General features: G+C 33.8%; 17 protein-coding genes. 6 read left to right on the forward strand and 11 right to left on the reverse strand.

Annotation, left to right across the window (positions count from 1 at the left end):
- Nucleotides 1–48: 48 nt before the first annotated feature.
- Nucleotides 49–2,703, reverse strand: a complete 2,655-nt coding sequence (gene cphA, locus ACRBBL_RS14390) for a cyanophycin synthetase (RefSeq protein ID WP_431369766.1) — start codon at nucleotides 2,701–2,703, stop codon at nucleotides 49–51.
- 186 nt (nucleotides 2,704–2,889) lie between these two features.
- Here cphA and ACRBBL_RS14395 point away from each other — a divergent pair, with 186 nt between their 5' ends.
- Nucleotides 2,890–3,753 (forward strand): cyanophycinase, encoded by an 864-nt coding sequence (locus ACRBBL_RS14395; protein ID WP_431369767.1) that lies wholly within the window; start codon nucleotides 2,890–2,892, stop codon nucleotides 3,751–3,753.
- A 291-nt stretch (nucleotides 3,754–4,044) separates the two neighbouring features.
- Here the strand turns inward: ACRBBL_RS14395 and ACRBBL_RS14400 are convergent, their stop codons facing one another.
- From ACRBBL_RS14400 to ACRBBL_RS14425, 6 genes are all read right to left on the reverse strand, one after another.
- On the reverse strand, nucleotides 4,045–5,496 hold the full coding sequence (locus ACRBBL_RS14400; protein WP_431369768.1) for a S41 family peptidase: 1,452 nt from the start codon (nucleotides 5,494–5,496) through the stop codon (nucleotides 4,045–4,047).
- Nucleotides 5,497–5,599: 103 nt separating this feature from the next.
- Nucleotides 5,600–6,739, reverse strand: coding sequence for a helix-turn-helix domain-containing protein (locus ACRBBL_RS14405; RefSeq protein WP_431369769.1), 1,140 nt, complete (start codon nucleotides 6,737–6,739; stop codon nucleotides 5,600–5,602).
- Nucleotides 6,740–6,760: 21 nt separating this feature from the next.
- Nucleotides 6,761–7,696, reverse strand: a complete 936-nt coding sequence (locus tag ACRBBL_RS14410; RefSeq protein ID WP_431369770.1) for an isoaspartyl peptidase/L-asparaginase family protein — start codon at nucleotides 7,694–7,696, stop codon at nucleotides 6,761–6,763.
- Nucleotides 7,697–7,871: 175 nt separating this feature from the next.
- Nucleotides 7,872–8,006, reverse strand: a complete 135-nt coding sequence (locus ACRBBL_RS14415; protein WP_431369771.1) for a hypothetical protein — start codon at nucleotides 8,004–8,006, stop codon at nucleotides 7,872–7,874.
- 108 nt (nucleotides 8,007–8,114) lie between these two features.
- A complete protein-coding gene (locus ACRBBL_RS14420) occupies nucleotides 8,115–8,249 on the reverse strand; it encodes a hypothetical protein (RefSeq protein WP_431369772.1) in 135 nt (44 codons plus the stop codon).
- A gap of 164 nt (nucleotides 8,250–8,413) precedes the next feature.
- Entirely contained in the window at nucleotides 8,414–8,512 is a 99-nt protein-coding gene (locus ACRBBL_RS14425) for a bacteriocin (protein ID WP_431369773.1), read from the reverse strand.
- 140 nt (nucleotides 8,513–8,652) lie between these two features.
- Here ACRBBL_RS14425 and ACRBBL_RS14430 point away from each other — a divergent pair, with 140 nt between their 5' ends.
- Complete coding sequence (locus ACRBBL_RS14430; RefSeq protein ID WP_431369774.1) at nucleotides 8,653–9,450, forward strand: hypothetical protein; 798 nt, start codon at nucleotides 8,653–8,655, stop codon at nucleotides 9,448–9,450.
- Between the two features lie 74 nt (nucleotides 9,451–9,524).
- Here ACRBBL_RS14430 and ACRBBL_RS14435 read toward each other — a convergent pair whose 3' ends face one another.
- Complete coding sequence (locus tag ACRBBL_RS14435; protein WP_431369775.1) at nucleotides 9,525–9,722, reverse strand: hypothetical protein; 198 nt, start codon at nucleotides 9,720–9,722, stop codon at nucleotides 9,525–9,527.
- Between the two features lie 274 nt (nucleotides 9,723–9,996).
- Between ACRBBL_RS14435 and polA the strand changes: the two genes are divergently transcribed.
- Nucleotides 9,997–12,828 carry a DNA polymerase I gene (gene polA, locus ACRBBL_RS14440; RefSeq protein WP_431369776.1) on the forward strand — a complete coding sequence of 944 codons (2,832 nt, stop codon included), beginning with the start codon at nucleotides 9,997–9,999 and terminating at the stop codon, nucleotides 12,826–12,828.
- Nucleotides 12,829–13,201: 373 nt separating this feature from the next.
- On the opposite strand, the gene ACRBBL_RS14445 is transcribed toward polA, so the two are convergent.
- Both ACRBBL_RS14445 and ACRBBL_RS14450 read right to left on the reverse strand, forming a co-directional pair.
- Nucleotides 13,202–13,729, reverse strand: coding sequence for a hypothetical protein (locus ACRBBL_RS14445; protein ID WP_431369777.1), 528 nt, complete (start codon nucleotides 13,727–13,729; stop codon nucleotides 13,202–13,204).
- Between the two features lie 204 nt (nucleotides 13,730–13,933).
- Nucleotides 13,934–14,452, reverse strand: a complete 519-nt coding sequence (locus tag ACRBBL_RS14450) for a hypothetical protein (protein WP_431369778.1) — start codon at nucleotides 14,450–14,452, stop codon at nucleotides 13,934–13,936.
- Nucleotides 14,453–14,685: 233 nt separating this feature from the next.
- On the opposite strand from ACRBBL_RS14450, the gene ACRBBL_RS14455 reads away from it, so the two are divergent.
- From ACRBBL_RS14455 to ACRBBL_RS14465, 3 genes are all read left to right on the forward strand, one after another.
- Nucleotides 14,686–15,108 carry a hypothetical protein gene (locus ACRBBL_RS14455; RefSeq protein WP_431369779.1) on the forward strand — a complete coding sequence of 141 codons (423 nt, stop codon included), beginning with the start codon at nucleotides 14,686–14,688 and terminating at the stop codon, nucleotides 15,106–15,108.
- A gap of 81 nt (nucleotides 15,109–15,189) precedes the next feature.
- A complete protein-coding gene (locus ACRBBL_RS14460) occupies nucleotides 15,190–17,112 on the forward strand; it encodes a tetratricopeptide repeat-containing sensor histidine kinase (protein WP_431369780.1) in 1,923 nt (640 codons plus the stop codon).
- On the forward strand, nucleotides 17,109–17,738 hold the full coding sequence (locus ACRBBL_RS14465) for a response regulator (protein WP_431369781.1): 630 nt from the start codon (nucleotides 17,109–17,111) through the stop codon (nucleotides 17,736–17,738). Before ACRBBL_RS14460 ends, ACRBBL_RS14465 begins: the two co-directional genes overlap by 4 nt.
- Before the next feature lie 44 nt (nucleotides 17,739–17,782).
- On the opposite strand, the gene ACRBBL_RS14470 is transcribed toward ACRBBL_RS14465, so the two are convergent.
- Complete coding sequence (locus tag ACRBBL_RS14470) at nucleotides 17,783–20,410, reverse strand: DUF5916 domain-containing protein (RefSeq protein ID WP_431369782.1); 2,628 nt, start codon at nucleotides 20,408–20,410, stop codon at nucleotides 17,783–17,785.
- Between the last annotated feature and the right edge of the window lie 184 nt (nucleotides 20,411–20,594).

The raw sequence follows: 20,594 nt of genomic DNA on the forward strand, positions 1-20,594 counted from the left end.
AAACGCACCAATTTATATGAATATTAACTACTAAAAGGTTATTATCAGTTAGCTCAAATTCGGAATATCGTCTGGCGTAAAGTCATACAATTCGTTTGCTTCCTCTTCTTTTAGTTTTTTCACTAAGTCTAAAGCATCTGGAATAACATCACTACATAAAACAATTAACGCTCCTTTTTTAGCATTTTTCACTGCATGCAAAATAGCTTCTTTTTCAGAAGGAATGATCGTTGTTTTCTTGTTTGGATCTTTCATTTTGATTCCATCATTCAACATTTTAATCAATTCTTCTTCAGTTTTCCCGCGTAAGCGTTTGTCTTGACGAATGATTACTTCATCAAACATTTCTGCGGCAATTCCACCCATTTCATTATTATCTTCTACACGTCTGTCTCCAATTCCTGCAATGATTCCAACTTTTACCGAAGCATTTAAGTTATCTACAAATTGTTTTAATGCGCGCATCCCTGCTGGATTGTGTGCATAATCAACTAAGATCTGGAAGTTTTTGAATTTGAATAGATTTAAACGTCCTGGCGTTTGTGATGCAGATGGAATGAATGTTTCCAATGCAGCTCGCATGTCTTCTAATGTAAATCCTTTTAAATAAGCAGTTATCACCGCTGGCAATACATTTTGAATCATGAAGGTAGCTTTTCCTCCAAATGTTAGCGGTACATTTACGGCTTTGATGATTCGCATTTTCCATTCACCTCTACAAAGTGTGATGTATCCGTTTTCATAGATTGCAGAGATTCCACCACGTTTTTGCATGGCTTTGATTCGTGGATTGTTTTCATCTAAAGAGAATAACGCCACATTACATTCTACATTTTTACGCATTGCATATACCAAATCGTCATCAGCATTTAAAATTGCAGTTCCTTCTGGCAATACTGTTTCTGGAATTACTCCTTTTACTTTTGCCAATTGTTCTACAGTATGAATTCCTTTCAATCCTAAATGATCGGCAGCAACATTAGTTACGATACCAATATCACAGTTTTTGAATCCTAAACCTGCTCGTAGCAATCCACCACGCGCACATTCTAAGACTGCAAAGTTCACTGTTGGATCTTTTAATACAAACTCCGTACTCGCCGGTCCTGTACAATCTCCTGTCATTAATAATCTATTCTGAATGTATACACCGTCACTTGTAGTATATCCAACTCTATATCCTTTCATTTTTGCCATGTGGGCAATTAATCGAGTTGTCGTTGTTTTTCCGTTTGTTCCAGAAATTGCTACAATCGGAATTCTTGAGGTAGATCCCGGAGGAAATAATTTATCTATTACTGGTGCGGCAACGTTTCTTGGCAATCCTTCTGTTGGTGCTAAGTGCATACGGAACCCTGGACCTGCGTTTACTTCTAAGACAGCTCCGCCAGTTTCTGAAAGTGGCTTGCTTATATCGGAAGTCATCACGTCAATTCCGCAAATATCTAAATCGATAATTTTTGAAATACGTTCTGCCATGAATACATTTGCTGGATGTACAATATCTGTAACATCTTCAGCAGTTCCACCTGTACTTAGGTTTGCTGTATCTTTTAAGATCATTACCTCATCTTTTTCTAAGACTGTTTCTAAGGTGTAACCTTTTGCAGCAATTAAGGTTTCTGTAAGTGTATTTACCTTAATCATGGTCAACACTTTTTCGTGTCCGTAACCTCTACGCTCATCTTTATTTACCTCATCAATCAGTTCTTGAATCGTCGATTTTCCATCACCAACAACATGTGCTGGTGTACGTTTCGCCGCAGCGACTAGTTTATTATTGATTACAAGCAGACGATAATCTTCTCCTGTAATAAATTTTTCTACAATAACCGAGCGAGATATTTCTTGTGCTTCTTTAAACGCAACTACCGCTTCGTCATACGTATTGATATCAACCGTAATTCCGCGTCCGTGATTTCCGTTAATTGGTTTTATTACTAATGGATATCCTACATAATCACAGGCACCTTTTAAGCTTCTTTCTCTACGAATAATGTCTCCTCTCGGAACTTCTACTTCTGCTTGTTCTAGTAAATACTTTGTATCTTCTTTATCGCAGGCAATTTCGACACCAATATTACTTGTTTCGCTTGTTACAGTTGCTTGAATACGTTTTTGATTGGCTCCGTATCCTAATTGACATAATGAATACTTATTCAATCGGATCCATGGAATTCCTCTGCTTGCTGCTTCTTCAACAATAGAACCTGTACTTGGTCCTAAACGTGCTTCTTCACGAATTTCTCGCATTTCCTGAATGTCATCTGCTAAATCGTATGCTTCTCCAGAAATCAACGCTTCACAAATACGAACTGCAGCTTTTGCCGCAAAACGTCCTACTTTTTCTTCCATATACGAGAATACTACGTTGTACACGCCTTCTTCTCCATAACCACGTGTTCTTCCGAACCCAGTGTCCATTCCCGCCAAGGTTTGTATTTCTAAAGCAATATGTTCAATGACATGTCCCATCCAAGTCCCATCATCAACACGCATAAAAAACCCACCTTCGCAACCTTCAGAACATCTATGTGAATACATGGAAGGAAACATAGCTTTCAGTCGATCTCCAAAACCATCGACTTTATTCGTTGGATACTCTTCCATCTCTTGAAGATCTAGCACCATTACGATTAATTTATGTCTTCTCACTGACCAATAATTTGGTCCACGCATAGCGTTTATACTTCTTATTTCCATGTGTTGTTTGGTTTGCTTGGTTAACTAAGAACTGTTTTTATAACAAGTTCTGTCATAAATATAGAAAAATTTCACAGATTTACCCGTTCTTTTCCAGATTCTGTAGGCTTAGATTAAGATTACACTAAAAAAAGGTTAAGAGATAGAAATTTATTTTACTTTTGCACTCACAAAAATTACGATAACATGCAGCAGATCAAAGGAACTTTAATTCCAATTGGAGGAAACGAAGACAAAGGAATTGAAGAGAATGAACAGTATACACTAGAGTTTATTGATGAAGGAATTCTTTTTCATGTTGTAAAAGAAGCTGGTGGTATTGATGCTAAAATTGTGGTGATTCCTACTGCTTCAAGTATTCCTGTAGAAGTTGGAGAGAATTATTTAGACGCTTTTCACAAATTAGGTTGCACAAATGTTACGGTGTTAGATATTAGAAGTAAAGAAGATTCTGAGAAGCCTACTTCTATTGAGCTGATTAAAACTGCCAATTGTATTATGTTTTCTGGCGGAGATCAGTCTAAGATTGCCAATAAAATTGGTGGAACTACAATTCATACAATTTTAACAGATCGTTACCTAAATGAAGAAGGTTTTGTTATTGCTGGAACAAGTGCTGGTGCCATGGCTATGGCGAATGAAATGATTGCTGGTGGAAGCGCTTCGGAATCGTTTATTAAAGGTGCTGTACGCATGCATCATGGTTTAAGCTTGATTCCTGAGTTGATTATTGACACACATTTTATCCGTAGAGGACGTTTTGGTCGTCAGTCGGAAGCTGTGGCTAAATTTCCTAATTTGATCGGAATTGGATTGGCAGAAGATACAGGAATGATTATTAAGAACGGAAACGATTGTACTGTAATTGGTTCTGGAATGGTGATTGTTTTTGATGGCGCTACATTAACTCACAATAACGAAAAAGTATTGAAAGAAGGCACACCAATGACTATGGCAAATATGACAGTTCATGTACTTTCTAACGGAGATAAGTTTGATGTTAAAAATCGTACTGTTTCTGTGTTACCGATTGAAGCACCTTTTATTTAAGAGATGTTAGACCGCTGCGCTGTTAGATATTAGATCGCTTTGCTTTTAGATTTTTCTTACTCTTGCTTAACTCTTATACAATGTCATTCCTGCGGAGGCAGGAATCTCTTTTGATCTTAGATACTAAATTGTTGCTTCGCCTTTGTTCAATGTAAACGCTGTTAGATGTTAGATCGCTTTGCTTTTAGACTTTTCTTACTCTTGCTTTTTTTTGATTCACTCTTATAAATAGGAAAAGGCACTACAGTTCCTTTTATCATTGTAGCGCCTAATGTATTTATTAATTTAAGGTTAGTTTTCTTTTACTAGTTCGAGTACTTTTTCAACAGCTTCATCTTTCTTTTGATCTTGTAGTTTGCTGACAAATTTATAGCCGCTTTCTCGATTGTATTCTATATGATGATGCGCAGGAATTCCAATGTTTTCATAATTAACTCCATCCATGCTTTCATAAATTTCATTTGACAGTCCATAACTCCAACCATTTGGCAATTGTTTGTCTAGTATATCAGAAAAAATTCCTTCCGTATTAGAACCAACTCGAATTGCATTTGGCGTAGCTTTCAATGAACTTAATACAAATATTTCGGTAGCACTTGCCGACAATGGACTTGTTAGTATATATAAATCTCCATTAAATACTTTTTTTGCAGGAGAAATACGAATTACATTTGCGGTAGTATATTCTCCTTCTTTGATATATGCTTTCTTTGAAAATACGGTAGTTTCTTCTTTTGTAAAATAGCTTAGTATTTTTAAAGCTACTTCATCTGTTCCTCCACCATTAAATCGTAAATCAATAATACACGCTTTTGTTTTTGCCAATTCTGGAAAAATAGTGTCCATAATATATGCTGCGCCATCAACTTCATCTTGTGTCTGATTGTCACTTTCCTCAGCATATTGCTCATACAATGCTTCTGCTTTTTCAGGATCATCACCTAAATTGTAATGAGCAAATCCCATCATTCCATTAATTTGAAGAAACATAACATCTTCATTGATCAATCCCCAATTCAGTATTCCATAATTGTAGGTTTTATAATCAGATACATATTTTCCAAATTGCTCAAATTTAAATTCATCAAAATTAATTTTCCTTCTTTGTTTTTTAGGATTGCTTTGAGTTTCAGATTTTTTGTACGCTACATATTCTTCTGCAATCTCTTCTGGTAATGGAATTCCAACATGTCCATCTTTCATTTCTTTAAGCATATCTCGTAATACAACATACAATTCTAAAGGGGAAGACTCTGAAGATAGTTTGCTTTTATATTTAGATTTCATCGCATTCCAATCAATATTTCTTTCCTTGAAATAGCTGTAATGCTCGTTAAATGTTTGCCACAATGATTCAAAATTAAATAAGGGATCATTTTTTTCTGTTTCACTTAATGGAGTACAATTTTTAGGCATTTTTTCTAAACGCACAAAATCATAGGTTGTGATGCCCATTTTCACTTTTAGTGTGTTTTCATTTTTCAGTTTTAGCGAAAGAAACTGTTCTGCTGCTTCACGAGGAAATTCTTCAGATGGCAAGCAACTTATATTGTTTACATCATACAACGATACAACTTCATCCGTAATGTTTACGATTCTTCCGTATCCAACACTTTTCCAAGTTCCGTTTATAGTAGCAGTAATTTTACTTGTTTTGTTTTCCGTTTTTTGATGTGTATTGCTTTTGCATTTTAAAAGGCAAATAATCGTTACTAGAAAAATTAATGTCTTCAGTTTTTTCATTTGATACTTGTTTTTGTTTTAGATTGATGATATTTATTTTTACCACAAACTAACGTCATTACAGTGTACCAAACGCTCCAATGCTTCTATTGGAACCTATTTTCTAGCTTAAATTGGCTTTTTTGTATTGTGATGGAGAAAGTCCCGTTTCTTTTTTGAAGATTCTGTTGAAACTTGTTTTTGACTTAAATCCACATTCGTATGCAATTCCTAAAAGTGTATAATTTTCAAAATCTTTTGAAGCTAATTTGTCTTTTACAGCAGCCACACGATATTTATTTATGATGTCGTAAAAAGTGATTTTCATATGTTGATTCAACATTCCAGATAGTTTTTTATCCGTGGTTGAAATCATCTGTGCCAATTTATTCAATGTTAACGCTTCATCTAAATATGGCTTATCTGAAATAAAAATGTTTTCTAATCGTATTTGCAATTCTTGAAACATTTCTTCATCAGCAATTGATGTCACTTTGCTTTTTTCTACAATTTTTGATTGCGAAACAGGTTCTTGAATCAAAAAATCAGGCACAAATATTTTAGATTGTCGCACTCCATAGTATCCTAAATATCCTATCAATATAACAACTAATATTAGCGTAATAAAACTAGTATCTATAGCATCTTCGCCTACATATATTTCATAACAACTTCCCAGCAAGTCCAATATTGCTACTAGTAATGTTCCTAGCAACATTTGTTTTACCCAACCAAAATCTGTTTCAGAAATTGTAGAAAAGTTAGCTTCCATTGCTTTTTTATATCTGTAAAACAGTTTTAAAGAGAATGCTAAATAGATAAGCAAATACACTATCAAACTCATAAAAAAGACTGCATTGTTATCATTTAAAACCTTTAAATAATTGAAGACAAATTTTTTATTTACAATTGAAATGATAAATGGAATGCTAATTACGCCTATGTATAGAGTCAAAGGAATAAAATGAATCCAATTTTTCCTAAGCAGTGTTTTATGATCTTCAAATAATGATTTTATGTATATATATAATAACGGACCAATAAAAAGTTCTATGGTATCATTAAAAATAAACGTAATTATGTAGAGCAACTTAACTTTATGTACTTCAGCATACGCATGAAACATGTATAAAAATATAATTCCAAAAAAGAGTATTAATAACTTTTGGGGAAGTTCTTTTTTCTTTGACTTAAATAATATGAGAAGAATCAGGGCGTTAATTACAATTCCTCCAATTAGCATAAAGTCAATGAGTAGTTTCATAAAATTTGGCTACTGTGAATATTAGTTACCTTTATAAATAGAAACTTCTTCAGTTCCGTTTGAAGATTTACAAGCTCTATACATTCCTTCTGTATTAAAAGGCATTGCAATATTTCCTTTGGCATCTACAGCTATTAATCCGCCATCGCCACCAATTTTTAGAATACGCTCGTTAATTACCGTATCTGCTGCTTTTTCAAGTGAATACTCTTTATATTCCATCAAGCTAGATACATCATACGCCACAACGCCACGAATAAAATATTCGCCACTTCCCGTACAAGAAACAGCACAGGTTTCGTTGTTTGCATAGTTTCCTGCACCAATCATTGGAGAATCACCTACACGGCCAAAACGTTTGTTTGTCATTCCTCCTGTAGAAGTTGCTGCAGCAATATTTCCGTCTTGATCGCAGGCAACTGCGCCGACGGTTCCGAATTTTGAATCTTTTTTAAGCGAATGATCTAACTGAAAAGTATCTGTATCTTTGATTTCTTGCCATTGACTATATCTTAATTCATCGTAAAAATACGATGGGTCTTCAATTTCATAATCGTGCATTTTAGCAAAAAACATAGCGCCTTCTCCAGCCATAAACACATGCTCACTTTTATCCATCACATCACGCGCCAAACATACTGGATTTTTAATTCCTGTGATGAGCGAAACTGCACCTGCATTTAAGCTTTTCCCCTCCATAATAGCTGCGTCCATTTCATGTGTTCCTTCCGCAGTAAACACACTTCCCTTTCCAGCATTGAACAAATGAGAGTCTTCCAATAACTTTACAGCTTCTTCTACGGCTTCTACGGAAGTTTTTCCAGCTTCCAATAACGCATAGCCAGCATCTAATGCTTTTTGCAAAGCCGCTTTGTATTGAATTTCTAATTCAGGTGTCATCATTCCCTTTACTAAAGTTCCTGCGCCTCCGTGAATGGCAATCGAGATAGTTTGCATTTCGCTTCTTATTTGATGACGCAAAACTACAAATTTGTCTTCATTAAAATTCAAGAAGCTATGTCAAAATGTTTTAGAAGTATTTAACACAAAAAAAGCGAACCAAAGCTCAGTCATGGTCAGAAGATTTTTTCTTCCGATCATGATTGACCAAAGTTCACTTTTAAAAAATAAATTATTTACAAGTTTGACAATACGTAGGACTGTCTGAAGCCAAAGGAGCTGGTCTTCCTCCTTTTATAGATTCTGGCTTTAGAATAGAAATAGACTTCTTGTTTAGCGCTAATGATTTAAGATTTCTTTTTTTCATGATATAAAATTTTAATTAGATCAGAAAGTATAAAAACAAATTACGAATCACTTACGGGAACGCCGTAATTAACATTTAAAAGAAAAGCGACCGAAGTCGCTTGAAAAATTATTGTGGGCAATGATGACGAAATGAAACCCAACAAGCCCATCCAGTTTTTCCTCCTTTTAAGGTTTTTTGAGAATTCATATCAACGATTAATTTTTTATTAAGCTTTAATGACTTAAGATTTCTTTTTTTCATAATTACATGATTTTAAAATTAATAATACCCTGAAATTAAAGCTGAAAGGAGTTAAAAACAAGAATCGTAACATCTGTTTTATAAAATAAAGGATACAGTCTGTTGCATGAAGAAAATATTTTCAATAACCTATTTAAGGAATTAATAAAAACAGTTTTACACTGCTAGTTCGGTTGCGTTCTGTTAATATCTTCAACCGTTTGAGCGCCGCCATTAATTGAATTCATTTGTTCTTTCGTTAATTGTTCAAATTTTTCTAACATAATTAAGGTTTTAAAATTAATACTAACATATGCATCAAAAATTAAACCATAGTAAAAGCATAATTAAATAGTAGTGTGTCAATTAATTTCATGTTGCCAAATAAGTTTTGTAGTTTTATTCCGTAACCAATACTTCGATCATGTCTATAAAAAGTTATCTTTTTTGCTGTGTTTTTTTATCATTGCTTTTTACAAGTTGCGCTCCTTCTTTTGATCTAAAGAAAGAAAGCGCCAACATTATAAAGTCCTTTGAAAAATTATCGAGTCCAGAGAAAAGAGTGGATATTTTTTATCCAGATTCTTATAATAAGGATAGTATCAAAAATATACTTAAAGAAAACTCTCATATTATAAATGGTCTAAAAAAGTACACTAACAAATCTGATGTAAAGATTAACACCTTCAGTTCAACGATTACCATACAAAATCGTCTTTTTAGAATTGTCAATGTGACAGAGACATTAACTATTCCAAAAAAAGAGATTGATATTCCAATGAAAAATCTTAAAGCTTATTTACAAAACAATCTATATAAATACACTGAAGATACTACAAAATTGACTGCTACAGGAGATACCGATTTTATTGCCATTTATCATGAAAATGCTTGGGAATATTTCGATTTTAATGTTTCCATCATGTATCATGCTTATGGCTTGAAAGACACTAAAAAATTAGTGCGATTGTATTATGATGAAGTTTTTGTTCCTGCTGAAGAAAAATGGGAAGCAGAAAGCATAAGAGACTTTAAAGAAATGTACAATGAAAGCAAAGGTCTTCCGCAGTATAAAGACTTAGATTTTGACGCATACTGCGATTGTATGCTACAATATTATGAAAAGTTAGATTATGATAAAGATATTCCTGATGGTTATTTTGAAAGTGAAACGTTTCTTAATAATATCTATAGTTGTCGAATTTTAACCAAACGCGAATAACTTATCGGTTTTTCAGAGAATCTACCTAACGTGAAAGAGAAAAGCGAACCGAAGCTCGCTTTTACTATTAAAGTTTATTTAGGAGCAGTACAAATTCCTGGAGAACCCGTATTGTAGCACCATCTATTTAATGTCCAGTTACAAAATTCAGGTTCTACAGAACAAATTGGATGACCAGAAGTTATACCAAAACCTCCTTTTGCTTTCTCAGCAGTTAATGAAGAAACAGACTTCTTGTTAAGCTTCAATGATTTAAGATTCTTTTTTTTCATGATATAAAATTTTGATTAGAATAGAAAAGTATAAAAACAAATTACAAACCACTTACGGTAAAGCCGTAAGAGAAAGAAAAGTAATGTTCAATTTATAAAACGAACAATAAAATAAAAGTAATTATTAAACCATAAACTAATTACCAGCTCTCCTAGAAAAGTAACAGTAGTATGATTTAAACATTTCTTTTTTAACTACTCGTGAATAATTTCTTTTTTATTCGAGAATCTTAGTAATATTCTTAAATTTGAATTTCCATCAAATTTTCGATTCATGGCAGACCAAAAACGACTTTTTTTACTCGATGCGTACGCGCTTATTTTTAGAGGATATTATGCTTTTATTAAAAACCCCAGAATCAACTCGAAAGGGTTTGACACCTCAGCAGTTTTAGGATTTACCAATTCTTTGTTGGATGTTATAAAACGTGAACGACCAGATCATTTGGCGGTGTGTTTTGATAAAGGTGGAAGTGTAGATCGTGTAGAAGCGTTTCCAGAATATAAAGCTAACAGACAAGAAACTCCAGAAGCTATTCGGCTTGCAGTTCCATATATAGAAAGCATTTTAAAAGCAATGCACATTCCAATTATCGTAAAATCAGGATATGAAGCCGATGATATTATTGGAACACTTGCCAAAAAAGCTGAAAAAGAAGGATACAAAACGTTTATGGTAACGCCCGATAAGGATTTTGCGCAACTAGTTTCTGAAAATATATTTATGTACCGTCCACGATTTGGTGGCGGATACGAAACGTGGGGAATTCCTGAAGTACAAGAAAAATTTGGTGTAGAACGTCCAGAACAAGTCATTGATTTCTTAGGAATGATGGGCGATGCTGTCGATAATATTCCTGGATTGCCTGGTGTTGGAGAAAAAACTGCCAAGAAGTTTTTAGCAGCTTATGGAAGTATGGAAGGTTTACTTGCCAACACACACGAGCTAAAAGGAAAGATGAAGGAGAAAGTGGAAGCAAATGGCGAATTAGGCTTGCTTTCAAAACAACTAGCCACAATTATGCTAGATGTTCCTGTAGAGTTTCATGCAGAAAATTTTGAGTTGTCTCAACCAGATTTGGATGCTGTGAAAGAAATTTTTATGGATTTAGAATTCCGTAGGTTACTAGACAACTTAATCAAAACATTTAAAGCACCAGAAGAAAATTCCGCGGAAGCGAACACAAAAACAACTTCTAAAGCTTCAAAACAAGCGGCGGCTACTGGACAATTTGATTTGTTTGCAGCACCTGGAGGCGGAAATGTTTCAGAAGAAGCAACCATTTCTGGATATGAAACCATAAAAACTACCGATCATTTTTATCAATTAGCCAATACACCAATGGCTCGCAAAATGTTACTTAAAAAGTTACTTAAACAACAAAGTGTGTGTTTTGATACTGAAACAACAGGTTTAAAAGCGCTTGAAGTAGAATTGGTTGGGATTGCATTTTCATGGGAAAAAGGAAAAGGATATTATGTGGCGTTTCCAGAAGATCAAACAGAAACAAAAGAAATTTTAGAAGAATTCCGTCCGTTTTTTGAAAGTATGACGATTGAAAAAGTAGGACAAAATTTAAAATACGATATCAAAGTATTGTCAAACTATGATATGCCTGTAAAAGGACCAATTTTCGATACGATGATTGCGCATTATCTAATCAATCCAGATATGCGTCATAATATGGATGTGTTGGCGGAAACATATTTGAATTACCAAGCAGTTTCTATTGTAGAATTGATTGGTAAAAAAGGTAAAAATCAATTATCAATGCGACAAGTTCCGTTAGATCAACAAACCGAATACGCCGTAGAAGATGCAGATATTACCTATCAGTTAAAAGAACATTTTATCAAAGAATTGGAAAGCGGTCATTTGACAAAATTATTTACAGACGTAGAAGTTCCGTTGGTAAGTGTACTTTCGGCAATGGAGATTGAAGGAATTAATTTAGATCCTGACTTTTTAGGTGGTTTATCTAAAGATTTAACAACTGATGTTGATCGTTTAGAGAAGAATATTTTTGAGCAAGCTGGCGAAGAATTCAACCTAGCTTCACCAAAACAATTAGGTCCAATTTTGTTTGATAAATTAAAGTTAGTTGACAAACCTAAGAAGACTAAAACTGGACAGTATTCTACCGCAGAAGATGTACTTTCCTATTTAGCCAAAGACCATCAAATTGTTGCTGATATTTTAGAGTGGCGACAATATCGTAAACTACAAAGTACGTATGTAGATGCGTTGCCAAATGAAATTAATCCAAAAACCAATCGTATTCATACTGTGTATGCACAAGCCGTTGCTGCAACTGGAAGATTGAGTTCTAATAATCCGAATTTACAGAATATTCCAATTCGTACAGAACGCGGACGACAAGTGCGAAAAGCGTTTATTCCTAGAGATGAAAATTATGTGTTGCTTGCTGCCGATTATTCTCAGATAGAATTACGCATTATTGCAGCTTTGAGTGAAGAAGATACGATGATTCAATCATTTAAAGATGGCGCGGATATTCACGCTTCTACAGCTGCAAGAGTATTTGATGTGCCGCTGGAAGAAGTAACACGTGAGCAACGTAGCAATGCAAAAACTGTGAACTTCGGAATTATTTATGGAGTTTCTGCTTTTGGATTGAGCAATCAAACCGATTTGACACGAAGTGAATCTAAAGAGTTGATTGACACCTATTATGAAACCTATCCAAAGTTAAAAGCCTATATGGCAAATCAGGTAGCGTTTGCGCGTGAAAACGGATATGTAGAAACGGTTTTAGGAAGACGTCGTTATTTAAAAGACATCAATTCTAGAAACGGAATTGTTCGTGGTGCAGCAGAACGAAATGCTGTAAACGCTCCAATTCAAGGAAGTGCAGCAGATATTATTAAGTTGGCAATGATTACGATTCACAATCGTTTTGAGAAAGAAGGTTTCAAATCGAAAATGTTATTGCAAGTACATGATGAATTGGTGTTTGATGCTCATAAAGACGAGTTGGAAACAATCAAACCAATTATCAAAGAAGAAATGGAAAATGCTTTTAAAATGAGCGTTCCATTAGATGTAGAAATTGGTATTGGACAAAATTGGTTGGAAGCACATTAAGATTTTTGATTGACGATTTCAGATTTTTGATTCTTCGCTGAACTTTTGATTGACGATTGATGAGGTGTCATTCCTGCACAGGCAGGAATCTATTTTATGAATGCACTCATCTTTCTTATACTATTTTTAATTTGAAACGTCTTTGCGAGGAGTTCCGACGCGGCAATCTGTTTTTTTTAGTAACAGATAGCTTCACTTTGTTCGTTATGGTATTTAAAATCTCTCAATACTAATATCTCAAAACTGTTTATTAGTTTGTTTATCGGCACAAGTTTTAAACTCGTGCTAACAGTAAGATATTTCAAATAGAAAAGCACTAAAACAATGTTATGTTCTAGTGCTTTTTAGCTTTAAGAGTAGAATCTCACTTTATTTATTGTTTTTCATACATAAGAAGTATGTCTTCCTCTGCATGAACCGTAGTTCCATCATCTAGCAAAATTTCAAACCCTTCTGGAATTGAAAACGTAATGAAATTTCCACCGTTGTACTGCGCTTGAGATACGAAACCATCATCTTCAATAAGTGACAACAAACCACCACTTGTCATTGACCAAGTAACGGAATAAATATCACTATCGTTAACACAATCACTTGTGTACGTGTACAAATCTTCTGTTTCCGCTACCAAGGAAGCACTTATATTTAAAAATGACGAAGAACTTACGACAGCTGTTCCGTCTTGATTAAACGTAATGGTTTCATTTTGATAACAGTTTGTTTGTCCGACTAAATCAATGGTTTTCTCAGTATCTTGATCAAGTAGATACGCATTTTCTAATATAAGATTCGTCATTTTCCAGGTGCCCGGAATAAAAGATTCTAGAGAAGGAGCATCATCATCTGATGAACATCCTAACAATAAAGTACTCATTACATAAAATAGTAATAGTTTTTTCATAATAATTGGTTTTAATTAGTATTAATGTTGTGTCAAACATAAGTACTAGCAAAAAAAAACTCAACTATTTAAGAAAACCTTAGTGCAGTTTTGTAAAATTTTTAACGTGATTGATCCACTTTACAAATACAGAAATAAAAAAAGCACTAAACATTACATTTAGTGCTTTTCTATATTTATAAAGCTTACAGGCGTATTTGTCGCTTATTGTTTTGTATATGTAATGGTAACGTCTTCTTCCGATACAACATTAAATCCTCCTGAATAAATTTCAAAACCTTCAGAAACTACGATTGTAAATTGGTTGCTTCCATTATATGTAGCTGTAACGGTGAATCCATCATCTTCTTGAAATGATAAGGTTGAGCCATTCAATGTCCAATTTGTTGGAGTAATCTCAGCTTCATTTTCACAATTTATTGTATATGTGAATTCATCTGTTGTTCCTACTACTAAATCTGCTACAACAGTTAAGAAAGAATTTGAAAGTGCCACAGCAGTTCCGCCTTCATTTATTTGAATTGTTTCGTTTTGATAGCAATTTGTTTCAGAAATGATTTCTCTACTTGCAGTTCCGTCGCCGTTGAAATCATACGAATTTTCTACTTCAAACGAAGTCATTTTCCAAGTTCCTATTATAGGATCTACAGTTGGCGCATCATCATCTGATGAACACGAAAATAAAAATAAACTTAATGCCGATAATAGTAGTATTTTTCTCATAATAATGGTTTAAATTGTTAACGCATACAATTTATCAAATTGCATGCCGAAATTAGTGAAAAAAATCGTCATAGTATCTACCTGATTCCTTGATAGATATCTGAAATAGATTTGTAAGATTAGTTCTATAACTCATTAAAGAATTCCAGATTAATCGCATACCTAATACTAGGTAGTTTTATCATGTATACACAAGTTACTTTTATAGTATCTAACATTTAAAAGATACCATTATGAAAAGTAAACACATTCTAAAAATTGCCTTGTGCATAGGTTGCTTCTTCTTTATCACGAATAGTTTTGCACAAAAAAAGACCATTAATTACTATCCGTATGCTATGTATTGGGTAAACTTTGATGCTAAAAAACCTAATCACTTAAATTCTGTTCAAGTCATGTTCATTGGTTCAATAAAATCCACAAAATGTTCAGAAAATGGACGCTATGGTTGGCAATCTGGAATTGGGCATCAATTTAGAGAACATGTAGAAGCCTATTACAAAAGCAAACTAGGCGTATATTCTAAACGTGCAAAAGATGCTGGCGGATATTGGCGTTTTGGCGCTATTCAAGATTTACCTGGAGTTCGTGCTCGAATGGCAAAACGCTACCCAAGAGTCGTTTTTGTCAATGACTTTACATTTTATTGTAAATAGTCTATCCAAAAAGAGATAGGGAATAAAACAATTCACCACAAAATAATTCAGTATATTTAAGTAATTATTATGATCAATCGTATGAGAAGTATCATTATATTTTTCCTCTTATTCCCTGTCTATCTTTTAGGACAAAATGCTCAAATAGATAGTCTTTCTAACGCATTCAAAAAAACAACAGATTCATACACTAAAGCAAAAATAGCACTCCAATTGGCAAAGTTGCACGAACGTGTCGATTTAGCAAAAGCGAAAATGTATGCATACCAAGCATTAAACTTTACTACAAATGATTCTTTAAAAGCAGAAACCACAAACGAAATTGGTCGCTTGCATTTCTTTACAGGAAAACTAGATTCTGCTTCTATTTATTTTGAAAAAACTAAAAACACTTTTACCGTTTTAAAAGACAGCAATCGCGTTGCATCTGTAAATATTAGTTTAGGTGCTATTTATCTTAGAAATGGAGATTATAAAAAAACAATTGCTACCTTAACTGAAAGTGCTTCTTTTTTTGAGAATCATGATGATGAATTAAATGCTGCAAAATGTTATAGTAATATTGCGAGCGCTTTCGCAGAATTAGAAAACTATGATACTGCTATAACCTATAGTGAAAAAGCACTTCGCATATTTAGCGCAAATAACTTAGTTCAGTATGAATTGATTACGCTACCCAATTTAGCTACACAGTATTTCAAAAAAGGTGATACTATAAAAGCAATTGGTTATTACAATAAAGCTGAAACTTTAGCCGAAAATTTAAGCAACAAACGATCTTTATCCATGATTTACAATAATCTTGGAAATTTATATTTAGATAGCGATTCCGAAAAGGCAAAAACATATCTTGAAAAAGCATACGTATTAAAAAATGAATTAAATCTTAAATCTGGAATTGAAGTAACCGAAAGCAATCTTGGTTATTTATATTTAAAAAATAAAGAATACGCCAAAGCAATTTCGCTCTTGCAAAAAGCAACACACACAATTAAAGGAAAGCAATTAGCTATAATATATACGTATTTAAAAGATGCATACGAAGGATTGGATAATACAGCGAAAGCATTGGAATTCTCTGAAAAATCAAGAGTTTTAAATGATAGTTTGCTTAGTGCTGAACATCAAAATATAATTCTCGATATACAGGCAAAATACGAAAGTGAGAAAAATGAAAAACAGATAATTCAACTACAATCCGATAATCTTGAGGCAAATTATAAGAGAAAGAAAAACAGAAATCTTCTATTTATAGCTTTAGGCATTTTAGCAATTACGCTTTTTGTCGTGTATATACTTCTTAAAAATGCAAAACGAAAACGTATTATACTAGCACAGAATAATACAATAAAACAACAAGAGTTTAATCAGGTTTTAAAAGCAAAAGAACTTGAAGGAATTGACGCAATTCTTACTGCACAAGAAGAAGAACGCTCTGATATTGCTGCGGATTTACATGATAATTTAGGGAGCAAAATAGCGACTTTAAAGTTATATGTAGAAAACTACGATACTGCCGAAGATTTTTATAGTTACTATGACAAATTGAAACTTTTGATTAACGACACGTATGGAGAAATTAGAGCAATTTCAAAGAACAAATTTTTTGGCGCTCGAATAGACAAAGGACTTATTGCTTCTACAAAAGCTATTGCCAATCAAATTTCTGACACTAAAAAATTAACGATCAAAGTCATCAATGTTGATGTAAATAAACGCCTTGAAAACGCTGCGGAAATTCAAATTTTCAGAATCATACAAGAGTTGCTAACCAATAGCATAAAACATGCGAACGCCAGCGAGGTTATCATTCAGTTTTCTGAGGAAAATAACATCTTAAATATTATTGTAGAAGATAATGGTAAAGGATTCGACATTACAAAAAACACAACAGGAACTGGACTTATTAATATTGAAAAAAGAGTAGAAAAATTGAATGGTGAATTGGTAATCGATTCCACCTTAAACAACGGAACAACCGTTATTTTAAACATTCCAATGTGAGTATTAAAATTATTATAGCAGACGATCATCAACTTTTTATTGATGGAATTAAATCTATTCTATCAAAAGAAATAGGCATATCCATCATCGGGGAAGTTAACAACGGTTTGCAGCTATATAAACTCATTGAAGAAGGTTTGCTTCCAAATGTGGTATTAACAGATATTAGAATGCCTGTTCTTGATGGTGTTTCTGTAACCAAAATGCTTTCTAAAGACTATCCAAACATTAAAGTTCTTGCACTAAGTATGTATGACCAAAGCTTGGATGTTATAGAAATGCTAGATGCTGGCGCTAAAGGATATGTCACCAAAAATGTAGAAAAAGCTAAACTCATTCAAGCGATTCATACACTAGCAAAAGGCGACTATTATATCAGTGATACGCTTCCCGAAGATATCAAAGCTTGGTTTTCAAACGAAAACATCAACTCAGAAGAAACCTTAACTCGTAGAGAAAAAGAAATTTTACATCTTATTGCCAAAGGTCGAACAACTATTGAAATGGCAAAAGAGTTAAAACTAAGCAGATTTACTATTGATACACACCGAAAAAACATCCACAAAAAGCTCGGCATTAAAAGCAATACTGGTTTGGTAAAATATGCTTTGAAGAATTTGAAATAGTCAAACTTCATCAAACAAAACAAATACACACCGAGCAACGCGAGCTACAACACAAATCGATACGTAAACTTCATCAAGAATATATTTTCTGGTTGCTGTCCTAAAATCTGATTGTCTAAACTACGTAGTAAATGATCTTTCACATTTCCAAAACCTGTGGTTCCTTGCGACCAAACCAAGAACAATTCTGAACCTGGAATGTATTCCCAACGCAAGACCAAATTTGAACGAAATTGCACAAAAGCAAAATCAGGATTTCCAATAGAGTAATCTACATTTCCATCTGTATTCTCATCAACCAAATACGAATCTGAACCAGCATCAAAGGTAATTTCATTTGATTGATACTGATAAAAACGATTGCTCAAATTATCTGCAATGGAATTCGTTACATACTTAAAATCCTTGTAACGACCAACAGACACAAAAGGCTGTCCGTAATACTGAATCGACAAGTTCGGATTGATTGTATAGTTAAAACGAATTGCTGCGCTTAGGGTTTGATTGTCAATATTCCCTAATATATAACGCGTTGTTCCGTTATTATCAGCTTGCGTTACGTATTGTGTTTTATTAGGATTTCTATTGTACGCTGGATTGATAGAAATTCGCATCGCATTTGTTGGTTGATACGTTACATCGGCTCCGATTTCAAAAAAGCTAAAATTGTTATCTTTTGCTTGTGAATACACAACATTCCAACTTGTACGCAACTTTTTACGTTCGTCTGTTCCAAAGGCAAAATACCCAAAGTTTTCTTGCGAAAATCGCCAACGCGGTCCGCCACGTAAAAACGTATTGATAAAAATTCTTGGTTTGTGCGCACCTCCAAAATCAATAAACCAATTGTTTAGAAAACGAAAATTTCCATTCACTTCATATTGAATTCGATTGTAGTTTCCTTCAAAATCGTAGGTTGTAAATTGTGAAAATCGCGCCGAGATTCTTCTAAAGTTCCCAAAAGATTTTGTGGTTTGATATCCTACGTTTGCATACTGACGAATTTCATCTGCCTGACGTAAAAACCCAATATCGTTCAGTTCCAATTCTGGCGAACGCCATATTATTCCGGCATCATAACGCCAAATTCCGCCACCACGTTTTCCAAATTCTAACTTTCCTCCGGTTCCTGTTAAAGATGTTTTATTTGGATCTACATTTACATGTCCTGCATCTACTCGTTGAAATAAATGTGTGAGTGAATTTTGTGTGTTTGTAATTGCTTCTTTACTTCCTTGTACATGACTTGTCACAACATTTCCTTCCAAATAAAAGGTTCTGTCTTTCCAATTATGTCTAAAGTCTAAACCTCCTGTATATGCTGATTTATGCAAAAAATTAAGGTTGTCTTCCAATCGACGATTGGTTGCTGTAAAAATTCCGCCAATATATGTATTTCGTTCATTGAAGTCTTTTTGCAATCGTCCTACAAAATAGTTTGTCAATGGTTCAACGAGTTCTTTTCTACGTGCTCCATTATTATCTATTTCGGCAAATTCTTTTCCTGTTACACTTTCCAAAACACCAATAGACCAACCATTTTTTGTTTTTCCACTAAACTTTGCGGCACCTAAAATGGTAGAGTTTTGAGGTTGATCTACAAATTCTCCCGAACTCGTATTTGGAAAACCCTGTGGATTTCTACCAATTCGCCGCGAATAGAAGACATTGTCTTGTCCATTGGCAAATCGGTAATCAAAAATGTTTTTATTCTCTACAAAAAACGGTCGTTGTTCACGAAAGAAAATTTGAAAACCATCCAATGCAATCGCCGCAGGATCTGCTTCAACTTGACCAAAATCTGGGTTGATTGTAAAATCTAAAGTCAAATCATTGGTCACACCAATTTTTCCATCAATTCCACCATTTAAAGTAAAATCGTCTCCATCACGAAACGGATTTCCATTTTCTTCAGGATAAGTATCATATTTCGTAACAACATACGGTTGAATTTCTAATTGTCGTTGCGGTTTTATATCTTTTAATCCATGTAATTCGCCAAATTCACTTACCCAACCTGGCGCATCTAGTGGAATTCGTTGCCAAGTAGAACGCTCTTCTTTTCTAAAAAAACGACGTTGCACTTGCAATCCCCAAATTTGTTCTGCACTTTTTCCAAAACGCAACTGACTAAATGGAATCTTCATTTCGGCAGTCCAACCTTCTTCATCAACATTGGTTTTTGTGTACCAAATCGGATTCCAACTTCCATCCCAATCATTCCCATTATTCGAAATAAACTCATCTCCTTTTACACCTGCTGCAGTCACCGTAAACGAAAATCCGGTTCGCAAATCGTGATAACTATCAATATTAATTTCTACCCAATCGCCATCAAAACCATCACGTCGAGACAAACGCTTAACAATTTGATCTGGATTTTTGTCATACGCACGCACTGCAACATATAAAAACTTTGCGTCGTACATAATTTTAAACTTCGTTTGTTCTGTTGGTGGTGTATTTTCGTCTGGACGATTTTCTATGAAATCACTTGCCCATTCCACAGAATCCCAGCTTGCATCATTGAGTAAGCCATCAATTTTTGGAGCTTCACCTTTAATATTGTTTGTAGTGTAAATTCTTTTGGGAATAATTTTTGATGTTTCTTGTGAAAACCCACAAATGGGAATACACAAAAACCCTATATATAATAATAGGAAAGATCTCATAAGTCGCTTTTTGATTGATTGATTGTTATAAAAGTAACAAACCCTTGTAAAATTACGCCAACAATTAATTAAATATTAACACTTATTAAGAAAAAACATAAATAAAAACACTTTGTTTTTTTATTGGATATACGTACCATTACGTATATAATTTTAAGTACATTTGATTTGAAAACAAAAAACA

This window comes from Kordia sp., from assembly GCF_050633145.1.
Taxonomy (GTDB): Bacteria; Bacteroidota; Bacteroidia; order Flavobacteriales; family Flavobacteriaceae; genus Kordia.